The 25,879-nt window shown below is 67.3% G+C and carries 25 protein-coding genes; 13 read left to right on the forward strand and 12 right to left on the reverse strand.

Annotated features, from left to right (window positions below):
- Nucleotides 1-218 precede the first annotated feature (218 nt).
- The 3 genes from EBB59_RS11265 (at nt 219) to EBB59_RS11275 (ending at nt 5,717) form a co-directional block, all read left to right on the forward strand.
- On the forward strand, nt 219-2,189 hold the full coding sequence (locus tag EBB59_RS11265) for an OPT family oligopeptide transporter (RefSeq protein ID WP_122102252.1): 1,971 nt from the start codon (nt 219-221) through the stop codon (nt 2,187-2,189).
- Between the two features lie 52 nt (nt 2,190-2,241).
- Nucleotides 2,242-4,302, forward strand: coding sequence for a S9 family peptidase (locus EBB59_RS11270; RefSeq protein WP_122102253.1), 2,061 nt, complete (start codon nt 2,242-2,244; stop codon nt 4,300-4,302).
- 149 nt (nt 4,303-4,451) lie between these two features.
- Nucleotides 4,452-5,717, forward strand: coding sequence for a DUF819 family protein (locus tag EBB59_RS11275; protein ID WP_122102254.1), 1,266 nt, complete (start codon nt 4,452-4,454; stop codon nt 5,715-5,717).
- A 7-nt stretch (nt 5,718-5,724) separates the two neighbouring features.
- Here the strand turns inward: EBB59_RS11275 and EBB59_RS11280 are convergent, their stop codons facing one another.
- From EBB59_RS11280 to EBB59_RS11310, 7 genes are all read right to left on the reverse strand, one after another.
- A complete protein-coding gene (locus EBB59_RS11280) occupies nt 5,725-5,919 on the reverse strand; it encodes a YbdD/YjiX family protein (protein ID WP_122102255.1) in 195 nt (64 codons plus the stop codon).
- Nucleotides 5,900-7,936 (reverse strand): carbon starvation CstA family protein, encoded by a 2,037-nt coding sequence (locus EBB59_RS11285; RefSeq protein WP_281273246.1) that lies wholly within the window; start codon nt 7,934-7,936, stop codon nt 5,900-5,902. Before EBB59_RS11285 ends, EBB59_RS11280 begins: the two co-directional genes overlap by 20 nt.
- Nucleotides 7,937-8,088: 152 nt before the next feature.
- A complete protein-coding gene (locus EBB59_RS11290; RefSeq protein ID WP_122102256.1) occupies nt 8,089-9,081 on the reverse strand; it encodes a magnesium and cobalt transport protein CorA in 993 nt (330 codons plus the stop codon).
- A complete protein-coding gene (locus tag EBB59_RS11295; protein ID WP_245979281.1) occupies nt 9,078-10,271 on the reverse strand; it encodes a lipoprotein N-acyltransferase Lnb domain-containing protein in 1,194 nt (397 codons plus the stop codon). Before EBB59_RS11295 ends, EBB59_RS11290 begins: the two co-directional genes overlap by 4 nt.
- Nucleotides 10,264-11,115: a CorC family transporter gene (locus EBB59_RS11300; RefSeq protein ID WP_122102258.1), complete on the reverse strand. Its 852-nt coding sequence runs from the start codon at nt 11,113-11,115 to the stop codon at nt 10,264-10,266. Before EBB59_RS11300 ends, EBB59_RS11295 begins: the two co-directional genes overlap by 8 nt.
- A 74-nt stretch (nt 11,116-11,189) precedes the next feature.
- Nucleotides 11,190-11,666: an rRNA maturation RNase YbeY gene (ybeY, locus tag EBB59_RS11305; RefSeq protein WP_122102259.1), complete on the reverse strand. Its 477-nt coding sequence runs from the start codon at nt 11,664-11,666 to the stop codon at nt 11,190-11,192.
- 9 nt (nt 11,667-11,675) lie between these two features.
- A complete protein-coding gene (locus EBB59_RS11310; RefSeq protein ID WP_122102260.1) occupies nt 11,676-12,674 on the reverse strand; it encodes a PhoH family protein in 999 nt (332 codons plus the stop codon).
- A 126-nt stretch (nt 12,675-12,800) separates the two neighbouring features.
- Here EBB59_RS11310 and EBB59_RS11315 point away from each other — a divergent pair, with 126 nt between their 5' ends.
- The gene (locus tag EBB59_RS11315) at nt 12,801-14,459 is read left to right on the forward strand and encodes an amidohydrolase (RefSeq protein WP_122102261.1); all 1,659 of its coding nucleotides are present in this window, start codon (nt 12,801-12,803) and stop codon (nt 14,457-14,459) included.
- Between the two features lie 27 nt (nt 14,460-14,486).
- On the opposite strand, the gene miaB is transcribed toward EBB59_RS11315, so the two are convergent.
- Nucleotides 14,487-15,899: a tRNA (N6-isopentenyl adenosine(37)-C2)-methylthiotransferase MiaB gene (gene miaB / locus EBB59_RS11320; RefSeq protein WP_122102262.1), complete on the reverse strand. Its 1,413-nt coding sequence runs from the start codon at nt 15,897-15,899 to the stop codon at nt 14,487-14,489.
- A gap of 170 nt (nt 15,900-16,069) precedes the next feature.
- Here miaB and EBB59_RS11325 point away from each other — a divergent pair, with 170 nt between their 5' ends.
- The 6 genes from EBB59_RS11325 (at nt 16,070) to EBB59_RS11350 (ending at nt 21,096) form a co-directional block, all read left to right on the forward strand.
- A complete protein-coding gene (locus EBB59_RS11325) occupies nt 16,070-16,933 on the forward strand; it encodes a lytic transglycosylase domain-containing protein (RefSeq protein WP_122102263.1) in 864 nt (287 codons plus the stop codon).
- A gap of 199 nt (nt 16,934-17,132) precedes the next feature.
- Entirely contained in the window at nt 17,133-17,744 is a 612-nt protein-coding gene (petA, locus tag EBB59_RS11330) for a ubiquinol-cytochrome c reductase iron-sulfur subunit (protein ID WP_122102264.1), read from the forward strand.
- 3 nt (nt 17,745-17,747) lie between these two features.
- The gene (locus EBB59_RS11335) at nt 17,748-19,019 is read left to right on the forward strand and encodes a cytochrome b (RefSeq protein WP_122102265.1); all 1,272 of its coding nucleotides are present in this window, start codon (nt 17,748-17,750) and stop codon (nt 19,017-19,019) included.
- 1 nt (nt 19,020) lies between these two features.
- Entirely contained in the window at nt 19,021-19,770 is a 750-nt protein-coding gene (locus tag EBB59_RS11340) for a cytochrome c1 (protein ID WP_122102266.1), read from the forward strand.
- Nucleotides 19,771-19,883: 113 nt separating this feature from the next.
- Nucleotides 19,884-20,522: a glutathione S-transferase N-terminal domain-containing protein gene (locus EBB59_RS11345; RefSeq protein WP_122102295.1), complete on the forward strand. Its 639-nt coding sequence runs from the start codon at nt 19,884-19,886 to the stop codon at nt 20,520-20,522.
- Nucleotides 20,523-20,595: 73 nt separating this feature from the next.
- Complete coding sequence (locus tag EBB59_RS11350) at nt 20,596-21,096, forward strand: ClpXP protease specificity-enhancing factor (RefSeq protein WP_425451832.1); 501 nt, start codon at nt 20,596-20,598, stop codon at nt 21,094-21,096.
- 49 nt (nt 21,097-21,145) lie between these two features.
- Here EBB59_RS11350 and EBB59_RS11355 read toward each other — a convergent pair whose 3' ends face one another.
- The 4 genes from EBB59_RS11355 to EBB59_RS11370 are packed head-to-tail and all read right to left on the reverse strand — an operon-like array spanning nt 21,146 to nt 23,671.
- Nucleotides 21,146-21,490, reverse strand: coding sequence for a DUF3301 domain-containing protein (locus tag EBB59_RS11355; protein ID WP_122102268.1), 345 nt, complete (start codon nt 21,488-21,490; stop codon nt 21,146-21,148).
- Between the two features lie 7 nt (nt 21,491-21,497).
- The gene (locus EBB59_RS11360) at nt 21,498-22,490 is read right to left on the reverse strand and encodes a DUF2272 domain-containing protein (protein WP_122102269.1); all 993 of its coding nucleotides are present in this window, start codon (nt 22,488-22,490) and stop codon (nt 21,498-21,500) included.
- Between the two features lie 45 nt (nt 22,491-22,535).
- The gene (gene nadC, locus EBB59_RS11365; protein WP_122102270.1) at nt 22,536-23,411 is read right to left on the reverse strand and encodes a carboxylating nicotinate-nucleotide diphosphorylase; all 876 of its coding nucleotides are present in this window, start codon (nt 23,409-23,411) and stop codon (nt 22,536-22,538) included.
- On the reverse strand, nt 23,408-23,671 hold the full coding sequence (locus tag EBB59_RS11370) for a Trm112 family protein (RefSeq protein ID WP_122102271.1): 264 nt from the start codon (nt 23,669-23,671) through the stop codon (nt 23,408-23,410). The genes nadC and EBB59_RS11370 overlap by 4 nt, the downstream gene beginning before the upstream one ends.
- Nucleotides 23,672-23,727: 56 nt before the next feature.
- Between EBB59_RS11370 and purE the strand changes: the two genes are divergently transcribed.
- Genes purE through EBB59_RS11385 form a run of 3 tightly spaced genes read left to right on the forward strand, consistent with a single transcriptional unit; the run spans nt 23,728 to nt 25,843 of the window.
- Entirely contained in the window at nt 23,728-24,231 is a 504-nt protein-coding gene (purE, locus tag EBB59_RS11375) for a 5-(carboxyamino)imidazole ribonucleotide mutase (RefSeq protein ID WP_122102272.1), read from the forward strand.
- The gene (locus EBB59_RS11380; protein WP_122102273.1) at nt 24,228-25,394 is read left to right on the forward strand and encodes a 5-(carboxyamino)imidazole ribonucleotide synthase; all 1,167 of its coding nucleotides are present in this window, start codon (nt 24,228-24,230) and stop codon (nt 25,392-25,394) included. The genes purE and EBB59_RS11380 overlap by 4 nt, the downstream gene beginning before the upstream one ends.
- Nucleotides 25,391-25,843 carry a hypothetical protein gene (locus tag EBB59_RS11385; protein WP_122102274.1) on the forward strand — a complete coding sequence of 151 codons (453 nt, stop codon included), beginning with the start codon at nt 25,391-25,393 and terminating at the stop codon, nt 25,841-25,843. The genes EBB59_RS11380 and EBB59_RS11385 overlap by 4 nt, the downstream gene beginning before the upstream one ends.
- Nucleotides 25,844-25,879 lie beyond the last annotated feature (36 nt).

Genomic DNA, 25,879 nt, shown 5'->3' on the forward strand with positions numbered 1-25,879 from the left:
ACGTCCAGCGAGTACGACGCCTGGGGCCGGCGCACGGTGCTGCGCGAGCAGACACCGAAGTTCGACAAGCGCGACCAGCTCGACGACCGTGTGCGCTACTTCGCCTACGACGGCGAAGGCAATTTGCCGCTTCGGTGAAATCATGTCGCTGCGCGGCTGGACTTGGTGTGGCAGGGCGGGGTAGCTTGTCGGGATTCATTTCGTACAGGGGATGCCCGATGAGCCAGCCAAAGCCGCCACGCGGCGTGCCGCAGTTGACTTTCCGTGCCGTGGTGCTGGCCATCGTGCTGGCGGTGGTGTTGTCCGCGGCCAATGCCTACCTGGGTCTGTTTGCCGGCATGACCATCGCCACCGCGATTCCGGCGGCGGTGGTGTCGATGGGGGTGCTGCGCCTTCTTGGTGGCGGCAGCATCCTTGAAAACAACATCGTGCAGACCGGGGCCTCGGCCGGTTCGTCGATCGCGGCCGGCGTGATCTTCACCATCCCGGCGCTGATCATCATGGGCTACTGGCCCGATTTCAAATACTGGTGGGTGGTGGGCATCGCGGGTCTGGGCGGCTTGCTGGGCGTGTTGTTCTCCGTGCCGTTGCGGCGCTCGATGATCGTCGAGGAGCCGCTGCCGTTCCCCGAGGGCAAGGCCGCCGCCGAGGTGCTGAAGGCGGGCGAGAACCCCGGCCCGGGGCTGAGGATTCTGGGGCTGTCCGGCGCGGTCGGCGCGCTGGTCAAGCTGGCCGCGGCCAGTGGTCTCAAACTGATCCCGGATACCGCCGGCGGGGCGGCTTTCTTCGGCAAGTACCTAGGCTATCTGGGTACCAACCTGTCGCCGGCGTTGCTGGGCGTGGGTTACATCGTTGGCCTCAACATCGGCATCGTGGTGTTGTCGGGCGCGATCCTTTCCTGGCACGTCGCCATCCCGATTTACCACATGCTCTACGCTGCGGCCGATCCCGAACTGGCCCGGGTGGGCGCGGAGGAAGCCGCTTTCTCCATCTGGTCGAGCAAGATTCGCTATCTCGGTGTCGGCGCGATGTTGATCGGCGGCGTGTGGACGCTGTTTTCGCTGCGCAAGTCGCTGCTGTCGGGCATCAGGAGCGGCATCGCCGCGGCGCGCGCCGGCAGTGCGGACGCGCTTGCCGATACCGAGCGTGACTTGCCGATGAAGTGGATGCTGGTGGCGTTGGTGCTGTTCGTGCTGCCGTTGCTGCTGCTGTACCAGGCGATCGTTGGCAACTGGATGGTCAGCGTCCCGATGGCGGTGATCATGATCGTCGCGGGCTTTCTGTTCGTTTCGGTTTCGGCCTACCTGGCTGGGTTGGTCGGCTCTTCCAACAATCCGGTCTCGGGCATCACCATCTCCACCATCCTGTTCGCCTCGGTGGTGCTGATGCTGCTGATGGGCGCCGCCGGGCGCGAGGTGGTGAGCGAGCTCGGCGCGCCGCTCGGGGCGGTCGCCGCGATCATGATCGGCGCGGTGGTCTGCTGCGCGGCGGCGGTGGGCGGCGACAACTTGCAGGACCTCAAGGCCGGCTATCTGGTGGGCGCCACGCCGTGGAAGCAACAACTGATGCTGGGCATCGGCGCTTTCTCCTGCGCCCTCATCATGGCGCCGGTGTTGAATCTGCTGGCGCAGGCTTACGGCATCGGCGCACCGAGCGCCGAACACCCCAGCCCGCTGTCGGCGCCGCAGGCCACGCTGATGGCGTCGGTGGCGAAGGGCATGTTCGGCGGCCAGTTGCCGTGGACCATCATCGGCATGGGCGCGGTGATCGGCGCGGCCATCATCGCCATCGATGAATGGTTGAAGAAAACCGGCAAATCGTTCCGTGTGCCGGTGCTGGCCGCGGCGATCGGCATCTACCTGCCGCTGGAGCTCATGGTGCCGATCTTCCTCGGCGGCCTGCTGGCCTATGTCGTGGAGAAGCGCCACGGCGTGCTTGGCGCCGGCGAGGAGGTTCGCGACCGCGTTCATCGCCCCGGCACATTATTCGCCGCGGGTTTGATCACCGGCGAGGCGCTGATGGGCATCTTCATCGCCATCCCGATCGTCGTCGCCAGCAATGCCGACGTGCTTTCGCTCGGCATCGATCTGCCGATGGCGAAACTGGCCGGGCTGGCCGTGCTGGCCTTCGTCGCCTGGCTGCTCTACCGCACCGCGATGAAGCCGCGGCCGCAAGGCGGCCCGCGCTGACCGGTGCGGGTTTCCCCACACGCAAACGTACCCAGAGAATCGAGGTCAACCGATGAAGCTTCGCCACGCCCTGTTGCCATTCGCGCTTGCCTGCGCGCTTCCCGCCATCGCCCAGGCCCAGCGCGGTTTTACCGCGCAGGACATGGTGAAGCTCGACCGCTACGCCTCACCGGTCCTTTCGCCGGACGGCAGGACGGTGGTCTATGCCAAGCGTACGGTGGATGCCAATCTCAAGGCCAGCACCGCGCTGTATTCGGTACCGGCTGCCGGTGGCGCCGCCAGACGGCTGACGCCTGAAGGCTGGAGCGTCAATTCGCCAAACTTCTCCGCCGATGGCAAGGCGGTGTATTTCCTCTCGGCCAAGCATGGCGGCTCGCAGTTGTATTCGATCCCGTTGACCGGGGGCGCACCGAGGGCGCTGACCGCGTTGGCGTTGGACGTGGAGGGCTACAAGATTTCGCCGAAGGGCGACGCGGTGGCGCTGGCGCTATCGGTGTTTCCGGGATGCAAGGCCGATTTCGCCTGCACCCGCGATCGCCTCGATGCCGAAAGCGAAAAGAAGACCAGCGGGGTGATGTACGACCGGCTGTTCATCCGCCACTGGGACACCTGGGCCGATGGCCGCGACAACCGCGTGTTCGTCGCGCCGTTGGGCGCGAAGGCGGTGGCCAAGGCCACCCCGGTGGGGGGCGACGTTCGCGGCGACATTCCCGCCAAACCGTTCGGCGATCTTTCCGATCTGGCCTGGTCGCCGGATGGCCGGCAACTGGCGATGAGCGTGCGTGCGGGCGAGCGCGGGCAGCCGTGGAGCACCAACTTCGACATCTGGCTGGTCAATGCCGACGGCAGCGGCGCGGCCAGGAACCTAACCGCCGCCAACCCCGCCTGGGATGCGGGCCCGGTGTTCAGCCGTGACGGTAAAACGCTGTATTACCGGGCGATGAAGCGGCCGGGCTTCGAGGCCGACCGCTTCGGCCTGATGGCGATGGATCTGGCCAGCGGCGAGACCCGAGAGATCGCGCCGAAATGGGATCGCAGCGCCGATGCCATCGTGCTCTCGCCCGACGGTAAGACGATCTACACCCCGGCCACCGACCTGGGCCAGCACCCGTTGTTCGCCATCGACATCGCCAGCGGCAAGGTCGCCGAACTGGTCGGCGACGGCAGCATCGGCAATGTCGATGCCGCCGCCGGCACGCTGCTGTTCACCCGCAACAGCCTGACCAGCGGTGATCAGGTCGTGACGTTGACCGCCGCCGGCGAGCCGCGCGCGCTGACGCCCTCGGCCGGCGACCAGCTCAAGGGCGTGCGCTTCGGCGGTTTCGAGCAGTTCAAGTTCAAGGGCTGGAACGGCGAGACCGTGCACGGCTATGTGGTCAAGCCGTGGAACTATGTGGAAGGCCGGAAGTATCCGGTCGCTTTCCTCATCCACGGCGGCCCGCAGGGCAGCTTCGGCAACGGCTGGAGTTACCGCTGGAACCCGCAGACCTATGCCGGCCAGGGCTGGGCGGTGGTGATGATCGATTTCCACGGCTCCACCGGCTACGGCCAGGCTTTCACCGATGCCATCAGCGGCCACTGGGGCGACCGTCCGCTGGAGGATTTGCAGAAGGGCTGGGCGGCGGCGCAGAAGCAGTACGACTTTCTCGATGGCGAGCGCGCCTGCGCGCTTGGCGCCAGCTACGGCGGTTACATGACCAATTGGATCGCCGGCAACTGGTTCAATCGTGATGGCGGCGCGCCGTTCAAGTGCCTGGTGACGCACAACGGGGTGTTCGATACCCGCTCGATGGGTCTTGTCACCGAGGAGCTTTGGTTCACCGAATGGGAGTTCGGCGGCACCGTCTGGGACAAGCCCGAAGCCTACGAGCGTTTCAATCCCTCGCGTCATCTGGCGAAGTGGAAGACGCCGACCTTGATCGTCGGTGGCCAGAACGATTTCCGTGTGCCGATCGACCAGAGCATTTCGGCCTTTACCGCGTTGCAGCGCCGTGGCATCGAATCGCGGTTCCTCTACTTTCCCGACGAGAACCATTGGGTACTGAAGCCGCACAACAGCGTGCAGTGGCACGAAGCGGTCAACGACTGGCTCAGGACGCACATCGGCGGTTGAGCCGCATGGCGGCTGGCCCGCTCCCGCGCGCGTGGGGTCAGCTGCCGTTTTGACGCATCGGCCGGAAGCCTTCCGCTTCCGGCTGCATTGGGAATGCCCCGTCACTATTCCGGCCTGTCCGCCGCCGGCGATGCGAGGAAAAGACAGCGATGGCCGTCACCGCCGATCCCGCCACCGGCGTGGCTCTCATCACCCATGACGCGGCCGTGCTCGGGCTGCTCGCGGTTTCGCTTGGGTTGGTGTTCTGGACGGCCTCGATGCGGCGCGGTTTCTTCAAGCGCTTCTATGCCTATGTCCCGGCGTTGCTGCTGTGCTACCTGATACCGGCGATTCTCAACAGTATCGGCCTGATCGACGGCCAGGCTTCCGGCCTGTATCCGATGGCTCGCGACTATCTGCTGCCGAGCGCGTTGGTGCTCCTGTGCATCGCCATCGACATGGGGGCGGTGGCGCGTCTCGGCCCGAAGGCGATCGTCATGTTCCTCACCGGCACCGTCGGGGTGATGCTCGGCGCGCTGGCGGCTTATGCGGCGATGGGCGTCATCCACCCGGAAACGGTGGCGGGCGACACCTGGCGCGGGATGACCACGGTGGCCGGGAGCTGGATCGGCGGCGGCGCCAATCAGGCGGCGATGAAGGAAGTGTTTGGGGTCGAGGCGACGCTGTTCGGCCAGTTTGCCGCGGTCGACGTGCTGGTCGCCAACCTGTGGATGGCGGTGCTGTTGTTCCTGGCCGCGCGCGCGCCGGCGTTCGACCGCTGGACCGGCGCCGACACCTCGGCCATCGAGGACATGAAGCGGCGCATCGAGGCTTATCAGGCCGGGCATTCGCGTAATCCCAGCCTGGCCGACCTGATGATGATCCTGGCGGTGGGGCTTGGCGTAACCGGCCTGTCGCATTTCCTGAGCGCGCCATTGGTGGCGTGGATCAAGACATTGCCGGCGGAATGGAAATTGCAGGATTACAGCCTGACCTCCGGCTTTTTCTGGCTGGTGGTGCTCGCCACCTCCATCGGTTTGCTGCTCTCCTTCACCCGCGCGCGCCGGCTGGAAGGCGCCGGCGCGTCGAAGGTCGGTTCGGCGATGCTGTATTTCCTGATCGCCACTATCGGTATGCAGATGGATTTGCGCGCATTGCTCGACCGCCCGTGGCTGTTCCTGCTCGGATTGATCTGGATCGCCGTGCACGGTGGCCTGTTGTTGCTGGTGGCGAAACTGATCCGCGCGCCGTTGTTCTTCATGGCGGTGGGCTCGCAGGCCAACGTCGGCGGCGCGGCCTCGGCGCCGGTGGTGGCGAGCGCCTTCCATCCCTCGTTGGCGCCGGTCGGGGTGCTGCTGGCGGTGCTGGGTTATGCGCTCGGCACCTATGGCGCCTACGTCACCGGCCTGCTGCTGGGCGCGATGGCCGGCGGCTGAGCGCGCTTCAGCAGCAGCGCGAACGCCCTTTGCCGTAGCGCGCGTTCATCCGTTCGACGAAGAAATTCTCGCGGCTCATCGGCGTGCGCGCCGGATGGCGCCGGCGCATGTGGGCGAGGTAGGTCTCGTAGTCCGGCACGCCGACGGCCAGCCGCGCGGTACGCACCAGCCAGTCCCAGCCTTTACGCATCGAAGGCGACATGGGGCGTTTCCTTGGCGGTCGGCGCGCTTTCGCGGCGGGCGGCGAGCGCGGCGCGCAGGCCGAACACCAGCATCAGCGTCACCACCGCCATGAACAGCATGCACAGGGCGGCATCCAACTGGTTGTTGAAGACCACGCGTTGCATCTCCTCGATCGATTTCGCCGGTGCCAGTACTTCGCCGCGCGCGGCGGCCTCGGCGAACTTGCGCGCGTTGGCGAGGAAACCGATCTTCGGATCGGGGTGGAACAGCTTCTGCCAACCGGCGGCGAACGTGCAGATCAACAGCCAGGCGGTCGGCAGCGCGGGAATCCACAGGTACTTCTCCCGCTTCATCTTCACCATCACCACACAGCAGAAGATCAGCGCGATGGCCGCCAGCATCTGGTTGGCGATGCCAAACAGCGGCCACAGCGTGTTGATGCCGCCCAGCGGATCGATCACGCCCTGGTAAAGGAAGTAGCCCCACATCCCCACCGCCAGCGCGGTGCAGATCAGGTTGGCGGCCCAGTTCTCGGTATTGCCGAATGGCTTGTAGGCCAGCCCGGCGAGGTCCTGGATCATGAAACGGGCGACGCGGGTGCCGGCATCCACCGTGGTCAGGATGAACAGCGCCTCGAACAGGATGGCGTAGTGGTACCAGAACGCCATCAGTCCTTCGCCGCCGAACAGCCCGTGCAGGATCTGCGCCATGCCCACCGCCAGCGTGGGCGCGCCGCCGGTGCGCGAGAGTACGCTGGATTCGCCGATTTCCTTGGCGGTTGCCGTCAGCATGTCGGGGGTGATCGAGAAGCCCCAGCTGGAGATCGCCGCGGCGGCCGTTTCCGGCGTGGTGCCGATCAGCGCGGCGGGCGCGTTCATGGCGAAGTAGAGACCGGGGTCGAGCACGCTGGCGGCGATGAGCGCCATCATCGCCACGAAGGCCTCCATCAGCATGCCGCCATAGCCGATGAAGCGCGCCTCGGTTTCGTTCGAAAGCATTTTCGGCGTGGTGCCGGAGGAAATCAGCGCGTGGAAGCCGGAAACCGCGCCGCAGGCGATGGTGATGAACAGGAACGGGAACAGGCTACCGGCGAACACCGGGCCGGTGCCGTCGATGAACTTCGTGACCGCCGGCATCTTGAGTTCCGGCATCGCCACCAGGATCGCCACGGCCAGCAACAGCACGGTGCCGATCTTGAGGAAGGTGGAGAGGTAGTCGCGCGGGGCCAGCAGCAGCCAGACCGGCAACACCGCGGCGACGAAGCCGTAGCCGATCAGCATCCAGGCCAGGGCGCGGCCATCGAAGGTGAAGGCGGCGGCCCATTGCGGGTGCTCGGCGACGTAGCCGCCGAACCAGATCGAGGCCATCAGCAGCACGAAGCCGAGGATCGATACTTCCATGATCCGGCCCGGTCGCAGCCAGCGCAGGTACACGCCCATGAACAGCGCTATCGGGATGGTGGCGGCCACCGTGAAGGTGCCCCACGGGCTGTGCGCCAGGGCTTTCACCACCACCAGCGCCAGTACCGCCAGCAGGATCACCATGATCATCAAGATGCCGATCATCGCGGTGACGCCGGCGGCGTTGCCCAGCTCGCCGCGGATCATCGCGCCCAGGCCGCGGCCGTCGCGGCGCACCGAGAACAGCAGGACCATGAAATCCTGCACCGCGCCGGCGAACACCACGCCGAACAGAATCCACAGCATGCCCGGTAGGTAGCCCATCTGCGCGGCCAGCACCGGGCCGACCAGCGGGCCGGCGCCGGCGATCGCGGCGAAGTGGTGGCCGAACAGCACGGTCTTGTCGGTGGGCTCGTAGTCCAGGCCATCCTTGCGCCGCCAGGCCGGCGTCTGCCGGGTGGCGTCGAGGCGTAGCGCCTTGTCGGCGATGTAGCGGCCGTAGAAGCGGTAGCCGATGAAGAACACCGATACCGAGGCGGCCACCAGCCACATCGCGTTGATCGATTCGCCACGGTGCAGCGCCACCACGCCCAAGCAGAATGCGGCGAACACCGAGAGCGCCGCCCAGCCCAACATCCCCATCCCCGATCTGACCCCGCTTGCCATATACATAATTCCTACCGGTCGATCGGGCGAGGGTGGGCGCTTATCGTTTCGCGGTCAAGCCGACTTCGGTCGAATGCCTGATTCGGGCGGCATTCGCGCGCATTCGCCGGGTAGATTCCGGGCTACAGCCAGCGCACTTTCCTGAGATAGCGATACAGCGCCACGCAGCCGATCGCCACCAGGCCGATCAGCACCGCGTAGGCGTGCGGCTGGCGCAGTTCCGGCATGCCCTCGAAGTTCATGCCGTACCAGCTGGCGACCAATGTCGGCAGCGCCAGCAGGCCGGCCCAACCGGCCAATTTCTTCACCACCTCGCCCTGGGCGTAGTTCACCAGGGAAAGGTTGACGCTCATCGCAGCGCCGGCGGTCTCGCGCAGCACGTCGATGATGTCGATGGTGCGGCCGGCGTGGTCGCGCACGTCGCGGAAGTAGGGCCGGGCCTCGTCGGGAATGCCCAGCGTCTCCGAGCGCATGATCTGCGAGAGGATGTCCTGCATCGGCGCCACCGCGGTGCGCATCTGGGTCAGTTCCTTGCGCAGGGTGTAGAGCCGGTGCACGGTCTCGCGGCGGAAATCCTCGGCGAATATCGCGAGTTCGAGGTCGTCCAGCTCATCTTCGAAGTCGTCGACGATCGGCTCGTAGTTGTCCACGATGAAATCCAGCACGCCGTGCAGCGCCACCGCCGGGCCGAGCCTGAGCAGCGCCTGTTCGCGTTCCAGCTTCTTCCGTACCACCGCGAAGGTCAGTGAGGCGCCGTGGCGCACGGTGATCAGGAAACGTTTGCCGAAGAAGACGTGGGTCTCGCCGAAGCGCACGTGCTCGTCGATCAACTGCGCGGTATGCACGGCGATGAACAGGGTGTTGCCGAAGGCTTCCAGCTTGGGCCGCTGGTGGGCGCCGTGGGCATCCTCGATGGCGAGGTCGTGCAGGCCGAACTCTTCTTGCAGCTTGTCGAGCAATGCCTCGCCCGGCTCGTACAGGCCGACCCAGACGAAGCCGCCATCCTCGCGCGCGAGCACGTCGCTGATCTCGTCCAGGCCGATGTCATGGCGCAGGCCGTCGCGGTAGGCCGCGCAATTGACCACGCAGGCCGGGGTCTTCGGGGGGGGCTTCATGGCGTGATCCCGGTATCGCCGCGCCGTGCCCAGAGCAATGCCAGCGCCAGGTGGATCGGCAGCAACAGCGCGATCCACAGGCCGTTGTGCTGGCGGTCGATGCCCAGCGCGGCTGGCGCCAGCGCCAGCGCGGCGACGCCGGTTACGAGCATCAGCAGGCAGCGGAACCGGCGCGAAGGCCGGTGTCCGCGCGCCAGCGCCAGCGCGCCGGGCAGCAGCAGCCAGGCCAGCGGGTTCATCAGCAGCAGGTTGTGGTTGCGCCAGGCCGCCCAGTGCGCGCTACCGAGCCAGAGGTAGAGCATCAACGCGCCGGCCACGCCGCACAGCGGCCAGAACGCCAGCGCGAAGGCGGCCGCGAGCCGGGGCCGCGCGCGGCCGGTGAAAAACAGCGCCAGCGCGATGACGATGCCGGCCATGCCGAAGCCGAAGACCGGCAGGCCGTGTTCGGTGGGCTCGGCATCCAGCCGGTGCGGCAGCCATTGTTCCTCGGCGATCACCAGCGGTGTGCCGGCGGCGGTTTTCGCGTGGCGCAGGCTGTCGGCCAGACGCATCGGCACGAAGGCTTCCTCCCAGCGCGAGAGCGGCGGGTCCGCATTCGGGCCAAGGCCGAGCTGGAACCCCAGCCACATCCAGGGTGCCGGCCGCGCCAGCCGTCCGGCCTCGCCGCGGTAGCTGTTGCCCTGCGAGCTGGCGGCGAGTTGCGGTTCCAGCGCGCCGCCAAGCGCGCGGTCGAGCGCGTCGCGCACGCGGGTGGCGCAGTTGTCGCGGAAATAGTCGTAGCGGTAATGCGCGTTTTCGGGCCGGGCGTTTTCCGCCAGGGCGGCGGCCAGGCTTTCCGCCTGCGCCGGGGTGAGGTCGAGCCATTGCACGGCGACGCCGCGTCCGGCCTCGCGGTACTGCTGTAGATCGACCTCCAGCGGCAGCGCCACCAGTCGGTAGCGCATGTCGCCGCGGATGAAGCGTGAAACGAAGTCCGTCTCGCTCGGGTCGAAATAGCCGAAGTTGTAGGAGATGGCGGGGCCATCGGGTGGCGCGATCACGATGGCGTCGTGGCCGAAGCGTTCCCAGAAGACCTCGCCCGGCTGCATCGTCACCACGCCGACCTTCGGCGCGGCGAAGGCGGGCAGGGCGGCGAGGAAGGCAAGGAGTGCGGCCAGCAGGCCGAGGCCCGCGCGCCGCGCCTCACGCATCGCCCAGCACCCCGACGTGGAAGGCATGCACGCGGCGGGCATCGGCGTTGGCGACGCGGAACACGAAGCGGCCCATCGTGAGTTCCTCGCCGGCCTCCGGCAGGTGGCCGATGGCGGCGATGACCAGCCCGCCGATGGTGTCGTATTCGTCGTCGTTGAAATCGGCGCCGAAGCGTTCGTTGAAGTCTTCGATGGGCGTCAGCGCATCGACCACGTACTGGCCGTCGGGCTGGGCGGAAATCTGTGAATCGTCCTCGGCCTCGTCGTGCTCGTCGTCGATGTCGCCGACGATCTGCTCCAGCACGTCCTCGATCGTCACCACGCCGGCGACGCCGCCGTATTCGTCGATCACGATCGCCATGTGGTTGCGGGACAGGCGGAACTCGCGCAGCAGCAGGTCGAGGCGCTTGGATTCGGGGATCAGGAAGGCCGGGCGCAGCAGGTCGTGCAGGCCGAGCGCGGGATCGACCACGCATTTCAACAGGTCCTTCGCCAGCAGGATGCCGAGGATCTGATCCTTGTCCTCGCCATGCACCGGGAAACGTGAATGGCCGGATTCCACCGCGGCGGCGATCACCGCGGGCATGTCGGCATCCACCGGCACCATGACCATCTGCGCGCGCGGGATCATCACGTCGCCGACGGTCAGCTCGGACACCGCGATCGCGCCTTCCATCATCCGCACGGTGTCGGCGTCCAGCAGGCCGTCGGACTGGGCGTCGCGGAGGAATTCCAGCACGTCGCCACGGGTGGTCGGCTCGCCGGAGAATGCCGCGCCGAGGCGGCGCAGCCAGCTTTTGGGTTCGGTCTGGGGAAGGCTACTGTCGGGGTCTTCGCTGCTCATGCGGCGCTTGCGGGCTCGCGGTGGGAGGCGTGCAGTCTAGCGTGTCGGTCGCGCTCTGCCGATGACAGGCCGCCTCAGCGGTAGGGATCGGCGATGCCCAGCCCGGCCAGGATCTCGCGCTCCAGTTGTTCCATCGCCAGCGCGTCGGCCTCGTCCTCGTGATCCCAGCCCAGGAGGTGCAGGCTGCCGTGCACGGTGAGGTGGGCGTAGTGCGCGGCCAGCGGTTTGCCTTGCTGGGCGGCCTCGCGCGCCACCACCGGCGCGCAGATCACCAGGTCGCCCAGCAGCGGGAAGCGCGCCTCTTCCGGCAGGCCGGGGGGGCGCTCGGCGGGGAAGCTCAGCACGTTGGTGGCGTAGTCCTTGCCGCGGTAATGGCGGTTGAGCGCCCGGCCTTCCTCGTCATCGACGATGCGCAGCGCCAGATCGGCTTCGCGGATGCGTCCTTCCAGCGCGGCGGCCACCCAGCGGCGGAAACTGCCTGAGGCCGGCACGCCCTTGCGCGTGGCGGCGTAGCTGACGCTGACTTCGAGCTGGATGGGGCCGTGGGTCATGCCGGCAGTCTAAGTCGAAGCCGGGCCGCTTTGCGCATCGCGGGCGTCGCGCGATTCGTAGGCGTTGACGATCCTGGCCACCAGCGGATGCCGCACCACGTCGCGCGATTCGAAGAAGGCGAAGCTGACGCCATCGACCTCGCGCAGCACCTCGATGGCGTCCTTCAGGCCGGATTTGACGTGCTTGGGCAGATCGATCTGGGTCATGTCGCCAGTGATGACGGCGGTGGAGCCGAAGCCGAGCCGGGTCAGGAACATCTTCATTTGTTCGATGGTGGTGTTCTGCGCCTCGTCGAGGATGACGAAGGCATCGTTGAGCGTGCGGCCGCGCATGTAGGCCAGGGGGGCGATTTCGATGACGTTTTTCTCCAGCAGCTTGGCCACCTTTTCCACCCCCAGCATCTCGTAGAGCGCGTCGTAGAGCGGGCGTAGGTAGGGGTCGACCTTCTGGGTGAGATCGCCGGGCAGGAAGCCGAGCTTCTCGCCGGCCTCCACCGCCGGGCGCACCAGGATCAGGCGCTGTACCCGGGACTCGTTGAGTGCCTCCACCGCCATCGCCACGGCCAGGAAGGTCTTGCCGGTGCCGGCCGGGCCGATGCCGAAGTTGATGTCGTGGGTGGCGATGGCGTGCAGGTATTTCTTCTGGTTGCCGCCGCGGCCCTTGATGGTGCCGCGCTTGACCCGTACCGCCACCTCCTGCGGCGCGTAGTCGCCGCCGCGCGCGGGCGCGGGTTCGTCGCCATCGCCGATCATGCCGGCCAGCCGCAGGTTCAAGGCATGGCCGTCGAACACGGTCTCGCCGGCTTCGGCATGGAGCTCGCGCAGCACCTTCTCGGCCAACGCGAGCGCCTGCGCGTCCTCGCCCTTGACGCGGAAAATGTTGCCGCGGTTGCTGATCTCCACGCCCAATCGCAATTCGAGCTGGCGCAGATGGGCATCGAACGGGCCGGCCAGGTTGGCCAGCCGCTCGGTATCGGCGGGTTCGAGGGTGAAATCGTGGTGCGGCATGGGCTTCGCTCGTGATACAGGCGCGCACTATGCCGCAAGCGGCGGCAACCAGGTGTGACCGGCGGACTTGCGCTCCCGCTTCCACGCGCGCAGATTCGCCTTTCCACGACCGGGAATCCGCCTTCGATGCGCACATCCACCCTCGCCATGGCGCTGTGCCTCGCGCTTGCCAGCCCCCTTGCCGATGCCGGAGAAACCCTGGTGTCCGCCGCCCGCATCCACACCATGGACGCCGCCCGGCCAACGGTCGGCGCGCTGGTGCATGACGATGACGGGCGCATCCTCGCCCTGGGCGACAGCGCCGCGCTGGCGGCCGAGTACCCCCGGGCGAAACACCTGGATCTGGGCGATGCCACGGTGATTCCCGGCCTGATCGACGCCCACGGCCACATGATGGGGCTTGGCCTCACCCGGTTGCGCGTGCATTTGTCCGGCCTGCGCGGCAAGGCCGAGGTGCTGGAGAAGCTGCGCGCCTTCGCCGCCGATCTCCCGCCCGGCGCCTGGCTGACCGGCCGTGGCTGGGACCAGAACCTTTGGCCGGACAAGCGGTTCCCGGACGCGGCCGATCTCGATGCCGCCTTCCCCGACCGTCCGGTCTGGCTGCGTCGCGTCGATGGCCATGCCGGCTGGGCGAACACCGCGGCGATGAAGCTCGCCAAGCGCCCGCTCGATGGCGATTGGCAGCCGGCGGGCGGCCGCATACTGCGCGAGCATGGCAAGGCCACCGGCGTGCTGGTCGATGGCGCGATGGCATTGATCGAAGACGCGATGCCGGCACTCGACGAGGCCACCGCCGATCGCGCGCTGGCGCTCGGCCTGCGCGATGCCGTCGCCCACGGCCTGACCGGCGTCCACGATGCCGGCGTCCCGCTTGCCCAACTGCGCCGCTACCAGCGCTTCGCCGATGCCGGCCGACTACCGCTGCGCGTCACCGCCTGGGCCGAGGGCGATGGCGACGCGCTGGATTTTCTCTGTGACGAAGGCCCGTACCAACATCCCTCCCGGCGCTTGAAGATGCGTTCGGTCAAGGTGTATGCCGATGGCGCGCTGGGCAGCCGTGGCGCCGCCCTGCTGGCCGATTACAGCGACGACCGCGGCAACCACGGCCTGATGACCACCGCGCCGGCGGAATTGTTGCGGATCGCTCGGAAGGCCCGGCGTTGCGGCGTGCAGATGGCGACCCACGCCATCGGCGATGCCGGCAACCGCCACGTGCTCGACGCCTACGAAAGAGCCCTCGGCGCCGATGCCGCCAAGGCCGGCCACCGCTGGCGCATCGAGCACGCGCAGATCGTCGCGCTGGAGGACATCCCGCGTTTCGCCCGCCTTGGCCTGATCGCCTCGATGCAGCCCACGCACGCCACCAGCGACATGCCCTGGGCCGTGGATCGGGTCGGACCGGCGCGCATCCAGGGCGCCTACGCCTGGCGCAAATTCCGCGATGCCGGCGTTCGGCTGGCGCTCGGCTCCGATTTCCCGATCGAATCGGTCGATCCGCGCCTCGGCCTGTACGCCGCCGCCACCCGCATGGACGACGAAGGCCGCCCGGCCGGCGGCTGGTGGCCGCAGGAAAAGCTCACCGCCTGGGAAGCCCTGCGCGGGTTCACCCTGGATGCCGCCTACGCCGGCTTCGCCGAGCGCGAGGTCGGCAGCCTCGCGCCCGGCAAACGCGCCGATTTCGTGGTGCTGGCCGAAGACCCGCTGGCGGTGCCGGCCGCCGCGCTGCGCACGCTGACCATCAAGGCGACCTATGTGGATGGCAAGGCGGTGTACGACGCGCGCTGAGCGGATGCGCCGGCGGCAATGTCGTGCTCAGGCGGCGTGGGAATCGGCCGCCGCCACCCGCCCGCGCAGCGAATTCGGCATCGCCTCGGTGATGACGACATCGACGAATTGCCCGATCAACCGCGCCGGGCCTGGGAAATTCACCTGCCGCATGTTCTCGGTCTTGCCGGTCAGCTCGTTGGCGTCCTTGCGCGAGGCGCCAGTGACCAGCACCCGCTGGGTGCCGCCGACCATCGCGCGCGAAATGCCGAAGGCGTATTCGTTGATGTGCCGTTGCAGGCGCATCAGGCGGGCGTGCTTCTCGGCATCGGATACGTCGTCGGGCAGGTCGGCGGCGGGCGTGCCGGGGCGGCGCGAGTAGATGAAGCTGAAAGACTGGTCGAAGCCGATATCCATGATGAGCTTCATCGTCTTCTCGAAATCCGCCTCGGTCTCGCCGGGAAAGCCGACGATGAAATCCGACGAAATCGAGATGTCCGGCCGCGCCGCGCGCAGCTTGCGCACCTTCTGCTTGAATTCCAGCGCGGTGTAGCCGCGCTTCATCGCGGCCAGGACGCGATCGCTGCCGGATTGCACCGGCAGGTGCAGGTAGTTGGCGAGCTTGGGCACGTCGCGGTAGGCCTCGACCAGCGAATCGGAGAATTCCAGCGGGTGCGAGGTGGTGAAGCGGATGCGCTCCACGCCGTCGATCTCGGCGATGGCGCGGATCAAGAGCGCCAGATCGGCCGTTTCCTCGCCCTCGCCGATCAGTCCCTGGTAGGCGTTCACGTTCTGGCCCAGCAGATTGATCTCGCGCACGCCCTTGCCGGCCAGTTGCGCCACTTCCACCAGCACGTCCTCGAACGGGCGGCTGATCTCGGTGCCGCGGGTATAGGGCACCACGCAGAACGAGCAGTATTTCGAGCACCCTTCCATGATCGAGACGAACGCGGTCGGGCCTTCGGCGCGCGGCTCGGGCAGGGCGTCGAACTTCTCGATTTCGGGGAAGCTGATGTCCACCTGCGCCTTGCCCGATGCGCGGCGGGCGCGGATCAGTTCCGGCAGCCGGTGCAGGGTCTGCGGGCCGAACACCAAGTCGACGAACGGCGCGCGCTTGACGATCCCCTCGCCCTCCTGCGAGGCCACGCAGCCGCCGACGCCGATCAGCACCGGCTTGCCGCCTTCCTTCAGTTGCCGCCAGCGGCCCAGCTGGCTGAAGACCTTCTCTTGCGCCTTCTCGCGGATCGAACAGGTGTTGACCAGGATCACATCGGCTTCGTCGGCGTTCGTGGTCAGCTCCAGCCCTTCGTGCTCGGCGAGAACGTCGGCCATCTTCGCCGAATCGTATTCGTTCATCTGGCAACCGTGGGTCTGGATGAAGAGCTTGCCCCGGGGCTTGGCCAGGGCGGGGCGGGCGGGTGTGGCCGGGTCGAGCACGGCGAGGGGGATGCGGTCGTTCATGGTCACTCCGGGGCGCGGTGCGGATTCCGGGCCGGACAGGATCGGGATGTTGCGATGAAAAGCCTGGCCTGCATGGCCCGGGCGCGGTATGTTAAGGGAAAATCAAGGCGGGCAACGGTGTGGATGGCCGGTTGCCCGCTGTTTGCGAAGACGGGCGAGGGATATCGTTAATGCGCCGGATGGTCTGGCTCATGGGGTTGGGAATGGTGGCGCTGGGCATGGGCGATGCGCTGGCCGGCACCCTGTATCGCTGCGACGGCCCGGATGGCAGCCGCAGCTATTCCAGCAAGCGGATACCCGGCGCCAGTTGTGGCGCGGTTGCCCGCTATCAGCCCTCGCGCGCCTCGCGCTGGCAGCCGGTGCCGGCCGCCGCCGCGGCAAACATCCAGCCACTCGCCAACGGCGGAGGGGCGCCCGTCGTCACCGGAGCAAACGCGCCGGCGGCGGCCGTTACCCGGCGGGTCAGCGGCCGGGTCTACACCTACAAGCGCAACGGCGTCACCTACGCCACCACGGTACGCCCGGCGGGCGTGGCGGCCTCGTCGCTGCGCAGCATCCCATTCAGCTACATCGAGACTTGTTTCGCCTGTGGCTCGCGGCCGGGCGTGAATTTCGGCACCCTGCGCCTCAACACCACGGCCTATCAGGCCGAGATCGCCGAGGCCGCGCGCATCCACGGGGTGGAGGAGGCGGTGATCCGGGCGATCATGCACGCCGAGTCGGCCTACAATCCCAACGCGCTGTCGCGTGTGGGCGCCCAGGGCCTGATGCAGCTCATGCCGGCCACCGCGCGCCGCTTCGGCGTGACCAATGCGTTCGATCCGCGGCAGAACATCCAGGGCGGGGTGCAATACCTGGCGTGGCTCCTGAAGCGCTTCGGCGGCAACCTGACCCTGGCCGCGGCCGGCTACAACGCCGGCGAGGGCGCGGTCGATCGCCACAAGGGCGTGCCGCCCTACAACGAGACGCAGCGCTACGTCGAGCGCGTGCGCGTGCTGGCCGAGCGCTATCGCGGCCAGGTCGCGCGCAACTGAGGTCATTGCCGTGGCGGCGGCTTGCGGCCCGGTTTCCAGGCGCGCCCCGGGGATGAATGGCGCTTCCGGCACGGGTTCGATTGACAGGAATATTGTCCTGTCGTTTCAGCTTCCGTTACACTTTGTCGTCTTTAGTGACCATCCCGGGAAGGGGATGGATCGCCAGCTTTCAGCCAGCATCTACTAATCGGAGCGCCGAATGGCCCACGATGAGGTTCATAGCCCGGACAACCCGGGTCGTCGCCGGTTCCTGACCGCCACCACGGCCGTGGTCGGCGCGGTCGGCGCCGGTTTCGCCGCCGTCCCCTTCATCAAGAGCTGGAACCCCAGCGCCCGGGCCAAGCTGGCCGGCGCGCCGGTGATCCGCTCGATCGCCGACATCGAGGAAGGCAAGCAGGTCGAAGTCATGTGGCGCGGCCAGCCGATCTTCGTGGCTCGCCGCAGCAAGGCCATGCTCGACACCTTGCCGTCGATGGACACGCTGGTGGTCGATCCCAAGTCCGACAACGCCGACCAGACGCCCGCCTTCGCCAAGAACGAGCATCGCTCGATCAAGCCGGAAATCCTGGTGTTGGTGGGGGTTTGCACCCATCTGGGCTGCGCGCCGCAGTTCATTCCCGAGGTCAAGCCGCAGGCATTCGACGCGGACTGGAAGGGCGGCTACTTCTGCCCTTGCCACAAGTCGAAGTACGACATCGCCGGTCGTGTCTATCACGCCCAGCCGGCGCCGCTGGCGTTGCCGGTGCCGCCCTATCACTTCCAGGATGACAACACCCTGGTCATCGGTGTCGAACCGCAGGGGGCCGCGTAAGCCATGTCGAACCTCATCACCCGTACCGCCAATCACCTGATGGACTGGTTCAACGAGCGCGCGCCCGGCTTCATGCCGTTCTACCGCAAGCACATGACGGCGTACTACGCGCCTAAGAACTTCAACATCTGGTACATCTTCGGCATTCTCGCCACGGTCGTCCTGGTCAACCAGATTCTGACCGGCATCTTCCTCACCATGCACTTCAAGCCGAGCGCGAAGGAAGCCTTCGATTCGGTCGAATACATCATGCGCGACGTGGAGTGGGGCTGGCTGATCCGCTACATGCACTCGACCGGCGCTTCGCTGTTCTTCGTCGTGGTCTACCTGCACATGTTCCGTGGCCTGATGTACGGCAGCTACCGCAAGCCGCGCGAATTGGTCTGGATCCTCGGCATGCTGATCTATCTGGTGCTGATGGCCGAAGCCTTCATGGGCTACGTGCTGCCCTGGGGCCAGATGTCGTTCTGGGGCGCGAAGGTGATCATTTCGCTCTTCGGCGCGATTCCGGTGATCGGCGGCGGCCTGACCGAGTGGATCATGGGCGATTACAACCCCGGCGACGCCACCCTCAACCGCTTCTTCGCCCTGCACGTGATCGCGCTGCCGCTGGTGCTGTTGCTGCTGGTCGTGCTGCACCTGGGGGCGTTGCACGAGGTCGGCTCCAACAACCCGGACGGCATCGAGATCAAGAAAGGCCCGAAGGGCAACCGCTGGAGTGCCACCGCCCCCGCCGATGGCGTGCCCTTCCACCCGTATTACACGGTGAAGGACACCTTCTTCGTGGGGTGCTTCCTGATGGTGGCGGCGTTCATCGTCTTCTTCGCCCCGGCTTTTGGCGGCCTGTTCCTTGAGCACGACAACTTCACCGTCGCCAACGAACTGGTGACGCCGCCCCACATCAAGCCGGTGTGGTACTTCACCCCGTACTACGCGATGTTGCGCGTGGTGCCTTCGTTCTTCGGCATCAAGCTGTGGGGCGTGCTGGTGATGTTCGGCGCCATCGCGCTGCTGTTCCTGCTGCCGTGGCTGGATCGTTCGCCGGTCAAGTCCTACCGCTACCGGGGCTTGCTGTCGTGGGTGCTGCTGCTGTTGTTCGCGCTGTCCTTCGTGTGGCTGGCCAAGATCGGCGGCGGCCCGGGCACCGACCCGTCCGAGGCCGTCATCGGCCGCATCCTCACCGTCTATTACTTCCTGTTCTTCCTGACCATGCCGATCTGGACCAAGCTCGACAAGACCAAGCCGGTGCCTGAGCGCGTGACGGGGGGCCATTGAGATGAAGAAGACTATTCAAACGGCGTTGATCGCGCTGCTCGCCGGCATCGGCTTCGCCGGTGGCGCGCGCGCGGCCGACGAGGGCGTGCAATTGCAGCCCTCCGGCATCGATCTGACCGACAGGGCCTCGCTGCAACGCGGCGCCAAGTACTACATGAGTTACTGCTCGGGCTGCCATTCGCTGAAGTACCAGCGTTACTCGCGCATCGGCGAGGACCTGGGCCTCAGCGAGGACGAAGTCAAAAACAACCTGATGTTCAACCAGGACACTCAAATCGGTGACACCATCCGCACCGGCATGGACCCGAAGCTCGGCGAGCAATTCTTCGGCAAGGCGCCACCGGACCTCTCGGTGATCTCGCGGGTGCGCCAGCCCGACTGGGTCTATAGCTATCTGAAGTCGTTCTATCTGGACGACAGCCGCCCGCTGGGCTGGAACAACACGGTGTTTCCCAACGCCTCGATGCCCAACCCGCTGTGGGAGCTGCAAGGGCTGCAACACCCGGAGTACGGGATGGCCGAAGACAGTGGCGAGCGTCCGGTGACTGGTATGGTGGTCACTCAACCGGGTAAGCTGAAGCCGGCCGAATTCGACCAAGTGGCGCGCGATATCACCGCCTTCCTCGCCTACACTGGCGAACCGGCGGGGTTGAAGCGGCAGAGCCTGGGCGTCTGGGTGCTGATATTCCTGGCCCTGTTCACTTTCATGGCCTGGCTGCTCAAACGCGAATACTGGAAGGACGTACATTGATGGATGCCGACGCGGGCCAGGTGGCCCGCGTCGCACATGGGGCGATGCCCCGCTGAAGATGGGCCGAGCGGCCTTGGTTAGATCGTTGGAGGGATATGGAGGATGCGAGGATGATGGCGACCAACTCACGTGTGAGAAACAATCTGACCTTGTTCTCCGGTGTCGACGATGTGCTCTCGCACCGAGTGCGCTTGGTGCTGGCGGCGAAAGGCGTCAGCTACGATTTCATCGCCGTCGATCCGACCCGGCCACCCGAGGATCTGATCGACCTCAATCCCTACCATTCCGTCCCCACCCTGGTCGAGCGCGACTTGGTGCTGTACGCCGCCAGCGTGGTCAGCGAATACATCGACGAACGCTACCCGCACCCGCCGCTGATGCCGATCGAACCGCTGGCCCGCGCCCGCCTGCGCCTGGCCATGCTGCGCATCGAGCACGATTGGGTGCCGCAGGTGCAGGCCATGCAACTGGGCACCAAGGCCCAGTCCGAGGCGGCCAAGAAGCGCCTGACCGAACTGCTGGTGCAGACGGCGCCGGCCTTCAAGGCCAGCAAGTTCTTCTTCAATACCGAGATGAGCCTGGCCGATTGCGCGATGGCGCCGATCGTCTGGCGTCTGGACTCGCTTGGCGTTCCGCTGCCGAAGGATGGTGGCAAGGCGATCGAGGAATACGGCAACCGCATCTTCCGCAATCCGGGCTTCATCCGTAGCCTGACCGAGGAAGAGAAGAAGCTGCGCGCCGTTCCAGAGTGATGGCCGTATCCCAGGCATTGTCGTTTCCGTCGTGGAAGCCGGTAGGATGAGTGACGTGGACGAAACGATCGCGATGACCAGCCAGCGGCCTTATCTGCTGCGGGCGCTGCACGAGTGGATCGGCGACAACGGCCTGACGCCGCATTTGCTGGTCAATGCCCGCCACGCCGGCGTCCACGTGCCGCCGCATACCGTCAAGGACGGCAAGGTGGTGCTGAACATCGCCGAGCGCGCTGTGCACATGTTGAGCCTTGGCAACGAATACATCACTTTCAGCGCCCGTTTCGGCGGGGTCAGCCACGAGGTGTTCGTCCCGATCGGCGCGGTGCTGGCGATCTATGCCCGTGAGAACGGCCACGGCATGGCCCTGCCGGAGGAGGAAGCGGAAACGGCTCCCGGCGGCGACGAGGAAGGCGTTGATGCGGCCGCGCCGGAAGACGAAGGCCGGCCGGTACTGACGTCGGTCGCCGACGCCGGCCAGCCCTCGGGCGATGCCGGGGATGGCGAGGACGAACCACCGCCGGACCGGCCGCCGGCATCGCCCAGGCGCGGTCATCTGCGCGTCGTCAAGTAACAAGTAAGAGGACGCCGGGCTTGCCCGGCGTTCGCGCGTTCCGGCGTCTTCAGTCCTCGCCGGGAATGTCGAGACTCGATACCTGGCCTTCCTCGCGTACCGGGCCGACGAAACGGGTCAGTTCGCCGCGCAGCATCGACATCGTCCCGGCGTGGCGGTCGCTGCCGTCACGCGAGTATTCGAAGCGATAGCGGCGCTCCAGCCCGAGCCGTCCATCCGGGGCGCGGCGGATGCGCATGCCGGTGGCGTGCACGCTTTCGTCCAGCCATTGCACGCCGGCGCGGCGGCAGGCGCGCCGGCCGATTTCCCGCGCGCGATCGGCCGCGCGGTGGCTGGCATCCACCCACAGCATCAGGATGCCGACCGCCAGTATTGCCCATAGCAGGTTTTCCATTGTCGTTTCAGGGTGCGGTGAGTTTGAGCAGGGCGGCCCAGTTCTGCCGGTTCATGCTGCAAGCCGCCTCGTTGGCGGGCGAGCAGGCCGGCGACTGGCCGTCCTCGTCGGCCATCACCCAATCGTCGCTGATCGGGCGCGGAAGCAGCGCGCGGCCCTGGCCATCGAGCCGCAGCTTGCGCATCGTCACCATGTTGGCGACATTGCCGCCGACCAGCCAGACTTCGTTGGGGGTGAGGCTCACCGCGATGTCGCAATGCGATTGCAAACCACCGTTGCCGGCGGCGAGGAAGGTTGTGAGGCCGCCGTGGCCGATCACGCTCTGGCTGTTGCGGACATAGCAGAGCATGTCGCCGGGCGCGATCTTTGTCTGGTTCGGGTCGGCGAAGGCATAGGGGCCTTGGCCGCGGTAGGCGGCGCGGATGTAATCGATATGGCTGGGCGAGGGGGTGAAGCCGGCCACGCCGGCCTGTGTCATCACGTAGGAGATGAAGGCGGCCGACCAGGGCACGTCCACCAGAAAAGCGCGGCATTCGTTGCGCGCGAAGCCGGACGAGAACGGGTTCTGGCACTGGTAGGCGGCGGTGGAGCTGCCGAGCATGCGGTATAGCGTGCCGCTGTCGCGCCAGTAGGCGACCACCCGTTCCCATGCTTCGCTGCCGTCATTGAGTTTGGCGCGCTCGGCTTCGGCGACGCGGCGGCTGGCCAGCCGGCCGTTGACGTCGATGAACGGCTGGTACCAGGCGAGGTGTTCGCGCAGGGTGATCTGGACGATGCGCGAGGCGGCTGGCGTGCCGGGTGGGAAGGCCATTGGCGGGGCGCGCCAGATCGGGCGGTTGGGAATGGCCGGATCGACCGCCGGCTGCGCTGTCGTATTCGCCATCGACGGCGCCGGGGGGCTGGCCGGCGGTGTCGGCGGGGCTTTCGGGGAACTGGCGCAGCCGGCCAGCAGGGCGCCGGCCACGATCAGGGCGGGGAGCCGGGTGATGGGCTTCTCCATGGCGGGTGTCCGGATGATGGGGCGCTCAGCCTGCCACGAACGAAGTCAATTTGTCGTGGGAGGCGGGCCGAGCTTCATCGACAAGTCAACCGCGCGGACATGCTTGGTCAGCGCGCCGACCGAGATGAAATCCACACCGTCACCGGCGATTGCGCGGATCGTGCCGAGATCGACGCCGCCGGAGACTTCCAGCGGAATCCGTCCGTTCAACGCTTCGCGGGCGATACGCACCGCCTCGCGCCGGGCGGCGGGGTCGAAATCGTCGATGAGGATGCGCGCGCATGCCGTCGTCAGGGCTTCGCGCAGCTCGTCGAGCGTTTCCACTTCGATGATGAGCGGCAGCGCCGGAAACCTTTCTTTCGCCGCCCTGGCGGCGCCGGCCAGCGAACCGAAGGCGCGGATGTGGTTCTCCTTCAGCATCACCGCATCGAACAGGCCGATTCTGTGGTTGTGGCCGCCGCCTACCCGTACCGCGTACTTCTGCGCCAGTCTCAGGCCGGGGAGGGTCTTGCGGGTGTCGAGGATTTTCGCCCCGGTGCCGGCGACCGCTTCCACGTACTGCGCGGTGAGGGTGGCGGTGCCCGAGAGCGTTTGCAGGAAGTTGAGCGCGGTGCGCTCGCCGGTGACCAGGGCGCGGCCATGGCCTTCGAGGGTGGCGATGACCGTGCCGGCCTCGACGCGCGCGCCTTCCTCGATACGCCAGTCGATGCGCACGTCGGGGTCGAGCAGGCGGTGGGTGGCGTCGAACCACGGCCGCCCGGCGATCACGGCCGGCTCCTTGCATAGCAGATGGGCGATGGCGGGCGCGTCCGCCAGCAGGGCGGCGGTGACATCGCCTTCGCCCACGTCCTCCACCAGCGCGCGATGCGCGTCTTCCAGCACCGTGGCCGGGTTCGGCGGCGCGACCCGCGGTGTCATCATGCGGCCAGGCCGGCGATGCCGGCGGTCTCCAGCCCTTCTTCCGGCAGCAGTACCGGGATGCCGTCATCCACGCGATACACACGCTTGCCGTCACGGGTGATCAAGGCCTCGGCCAGCGGCGTGTCCTGCGCATGCTCGCCAAAGCGCAGGCCGCCAGCCGCGATCGCCGCGTTCAGCGCCTTCAGCCGTTCGCCGTCGAGCAGCGCCAGCGGCTGGCGGGTGAGCGGGCAGGCGAGGATATCGAGCAGCTTCTTGTCCATGGGATGTCGTGTGATTCCGGGGCCGTTAGAATACGTCTTTAGGCAAAGGGACAGCCATGACTGGCGACCAGACGCCCAAGGTGGGCATCGTGATGGGCTCGCGTTCGGATTGGGAAACCATGCGGAACGCGGCGATGAAACTCGAAGCGCTGGGCGTGCCGCACGAAGTGCGCGTGGTGTCCGCGCATCGCACCCCGGACGTGCTGTTCGAGTACGCCGGAAGCGCGGAAAAGCGCGGCTTGCGCGCGATCATCGCCGGGGCCGGCGGCGCGGCGCACCTGCCGGGCATGCTGGCGGCCAAGACCGCGGTGCCGGTGCTCGGCGTGCCGGTGCAGTCGAAGGCGCTCAACGGCATGGATTCGCTGCTTTCCATCGTGCAGATGCCGGCCGGTATCCCGGTCGCCACCTTCGCCATCGGCAATGCCGGGGCCGCCAACGCGGCGCTGTTCGCGGCCGCGATGTTGGGGCCGGATCACCCGGAGATCGCCGCGCGCCTCGCCGCCTTCCGCGACCGTCAGACCGCCGATGTGATGGCGGCCGACGATCCGCGCATCGCATGAGCGGCGCGCGCGCGGCCACCACGGTCGGCATCCTCGGCGGCGGGCAACTGGCCCGGATGATGGCGCTGTCCGGGGCGCCGCTGGGTCTGCGCTTCCTCGTCCTCGACAATGTGGACGATGCCTGCGCCGGGCAGTTCGCGCCGATGGTGGTGGGCGATTACACCGATGAATCCGCGCTGGCCGAGTTCGCCGGCCGGGTCGATGTCGCCACTTTCGATTTCGAGAACGTGCCGGCGGTTTCAGCCGAGTGGCTGACCGCGCGCATTCCGGTGTTTCCCAAGCCGCGCGCGCTGGCGGTGAGCCAGGACCGGCTGGCCGAGAAGCGCCTGTTCCGCGAATTGGGCATCCCGGTGCCGGATTTCGCCGACGTGCCCGACCGTGCCGCGCTCGACGCGGCCGTGGCGCGGCTCGGCACGCCCTGCATCCTCAAGACCCGTCGTCTCGGCTACGACGGCAAGGGCCAGTTCCGCATCAAGTCGGTGGGCGACATCGACGCCGCCTGGGCCGCGCTCGGCGCGCAGGCGGCCAAGACCGGGCTGATCCTCGAAGCCTTCGTGCCGTTCGAACGCGAGTTGAGTGTGCTGGCGGTGCGCGGCCGCGATGGCGAGTTCCGTACCTGGCCGCTGACCGAGAACTGGCACGTCGAGGGCGTGCTCTCCGCCAGCCTGGCGCCGGCAACGGTCGAGCCGGCGCTGGCCGGGCGCGCCGTCGCCCACGCCCGGGCGATTGCCGAGGCGCTGGATTACGTGGGCGTGTTCGCGCTGGAACTGTTCTGCCGCGATGGCGAATGGCTGGCCAACGAGATCGCCCCGCGCGTACACAATTCCGGCCACTGGACGATCGAGGGCAGCGAGACTTCGCAGTTCCAGAACCACCTGCGCGCCGTGCTCGGCCTGCCGCTGGGCGATACGCGGATGCTGGGCCTGGCCTGCATGCTGAACTGGATTGGCGAAATGCCCGAGGCCGCGCCGGTGCTGGCGGCGCCCGGCGGCCATTGGCACGATTACGGCAAATCGCCGCGCGTCGGTCGCAAGGTGGGGCATGCCACCTTGCGCGAGGATTCGCCCCGGGCGCTGGCGGACAGCCTGCAACGGGTCGGCGAGGCGTTGGGGCGCGAGGCGCAGGTCGCGCCGGTCGTCGCCGCGCTGGCGGCTGGCCGATGACGGCATACGCCAGGCTCGATGCCATCGCCGATAGCGTGAATTGGCTGTTGCTGGCGGCTTTCCTCGCCGGTCTGGCGGTCGATCTGGGGCGTCGGCGCTGGCGGAATGCGGGTTCGGGGCTGGTCGCGCTCGCCGGGGTCGTCGTCATCGTCTATGGCCTGGCCTTCCTCGACCAGCGTCTCGGGCTGTGGCCGCGCATCGGCGCCGATTACAGCACCCATAGCGCCGCCGCCGCCGCTCTCGTCATCTTGCTGATGGCGCGCTTCCCGCGCCCGCGATGGTTCTGGCCCGGCATTGGCCTGGCCTATGCGCTGCTGATGCTCTGGCAGCGTTACCACACCGTGCTCGATATCGTTTCCACCGCGCTCGTGGCCGGTCTGCTCGCCTGGGGCTGGCGGCGCGTGTCCGGATTCATCCCGCCTGTGCGGCGTGGGGCGGCGGGGTCATGAAAAAGGCCGGGGAATCCCGGCCTTTTCGGCATTGCC

It is taken from the genome of Solilutibacter pythonis (genome assembly GCF_003697345.1).
Taxonomy (GTDB): domain Bacteria; phylum Pseudomonadota; class Gammaproteobacteria; order Xanthomonadales; family Xanthomonadaceae; genus Solilutibacter; species Solilutibacter pythonis.

Bases quoted from the DNA above. Each gene is read 5' to 3' on its own strand.
- EBB59_RS11265 (WP_122102252.1), top strand. From the start codon at position 219: ATGAGCCAGCCAAAGCCGCCACGCGGCGTGCCGCAGTTGACTTTCCGT.
- purE (WP_122102272.1), top strand. From the start codon at position 23,728: ATGACTGGCGACCAGACGCCCAAGGTGGGCATCGTGATGGGCTCGCGT.
- EBB59_RS11380 (WP_122102273.1), top strand. From the start codon at position 24,228: ATGAGCGGCGCGCGCGCGGCCACCACGGTCGGCATCCTCGGCGGCGGG.
- petA (WP_122102264.1), top strand. From the start codon at position 17,133: ATGGCCCACGATGAGGTTCATAGCCCGGACAACCCGGGTCGTCGCCGG.
- EBB59_RS11355 (WP_122102268.1), bottom strand. From the start codon at position 21,490: ATGGAAAACCTGCTATGGGCAATACTGGCGGTCGGCATCCTGATGCTG.
- ybeY (WP_122102259.1), bottom strand. From the start codon at position 11,666: ATGACCCACGGCCCCATCCAGCTCGAAGTCAGCGTCAGCTACGCCGCC.
- EBB59_RS11300 (WP_122102258.1), bottom strand. From the start codon at position 11,115: ATGAGCAGCGAAGACCCCGACAGTAGCCTTCCCCAGACCGAACCCAAA.
- EBB59_RS11370 (WP_122102271.1), bottom strand. From the start codon at position 23,671: ATGGACAAGAAGCTGCTCGATATCCTCGCCTGCCCGCTCACCCGCCAG.
- EBB59_RS11385 (WP_122102274.1), top strand. From the start codon at position 25,391: ATGACGGCATACGCCAGGCTCGATGCCATCGCCGATAGCGTGAATTGG.
- EBB59_RS11290 (WP_122102256.1), bottom strand. From the start codon at position 9,081: ATGAAGCCCCCCCCGAAGACCCCGGCCTGCGTGGTCAATTGCGCGGCC.
- EBB59_RS11325 (WP_122102263.1), top strand. From the start codon at position 16,070: ATGCGCCGGATGGTCTGGCTCATGGGGTTGGGAATGGTGGCGCTGGGC.
- miaB (WP_122102262.1), bottom strand. From the start codon at position 15,899: ATGAACGACCGCATCCCCCTCGCCGTGCTCGACCCGGCCACACCCGCC.
- EBB59_RS11335 (WP_122102265.1), top strand. From the start codon at position 17,748: ATGTCGAACCTCATCACCCGTACCGCCAATCACCTGATGGACTGGTTC.
- EBB59_RS11310 (WP_122102260.1), bottom strand. From the start codon at position 12,674: ATGCCGCACCACGATTTCACCCTCGAACCCGCCGATACCGAGCGGCTG.
- nadC (WP_122102270.1), bottom strand. From the start codon at position 23,411: ATGATGACACCGCGGGTCGCGCCGCCGAACCCGGCCACGGTGCTGGAA.
- EBB59_RS11275 (WP_122102254.1), top strand. From the start codon at position 4,452: ATGGCCGTCACCGCCGATCCCGCCACCGGCGTGGCTCTCATCACCCAT.
- EBB59_RS11350 (WP_425451832.1), top strand. From the start codon at position 20,596: ATGACCAGCCAGCGGCCTTATCTGCTGCGGGCGCTGCACGAGTGGATC.
- EBB59_RS11280 (WP_122102255.1), bottom strand. From the start codon at position 5,919: ATGTCGCCTTCGATGCGTAAAGGCTGGGACTGGCTGGTGCGTACCGCG.
- EBB59_RS11345 (WP_122102295.1), top strand. From the start codon at position 19,884: ATGGCGACCAACTCACGTGTGAGAAACAATCTGACCTTGTTCTCCGGT.
- EBB59_RS11315 (WP_122102261.1), top strand. From the start codon at position 12,801: ATGCGCACATCCACCCTCGCCATGGCGCTGTGCCTCGCGCTTGCCAGC.
- EBB59_RS11285 (WP_281273246.1), bottom strand. From the start codon at position 7,936: ATGTTGGGCTGGGCGGCGCTCTCGGTGTTCGCCGCATTCTGCTTGGGC.
- EBB59_RS11360 (WP_122102269.1), bottom strand. From the start codon at position 22,490: ATGGAGAAGCCCATCACCCGGCTCCCCGCCCTGATCGTGGCCGGCGCC.
- EBB59_RS11340 (WP_122102266.1), top strand. From the start codon at position 19,021: ATGAAGAAGACTATTCAAACGGCGTTGATCGCGCTGCTCGCCGGCATC.
- EBB59_RS11270 (WP_122102253.1), top strand. From the start codon at position 2,242: ATGAAGCTTCGCCACGCCCTGTTGCCATTCGCGCTTGCCTGCGCGCTT.
- EBB59_RS11295 (WP_245979281.1), bottom strand. From the start codon at position 10,271: ATGCGTGAGGCGCGGCGCGCGGGCCTCGGCCTGCTGGCCGCACTCCTT.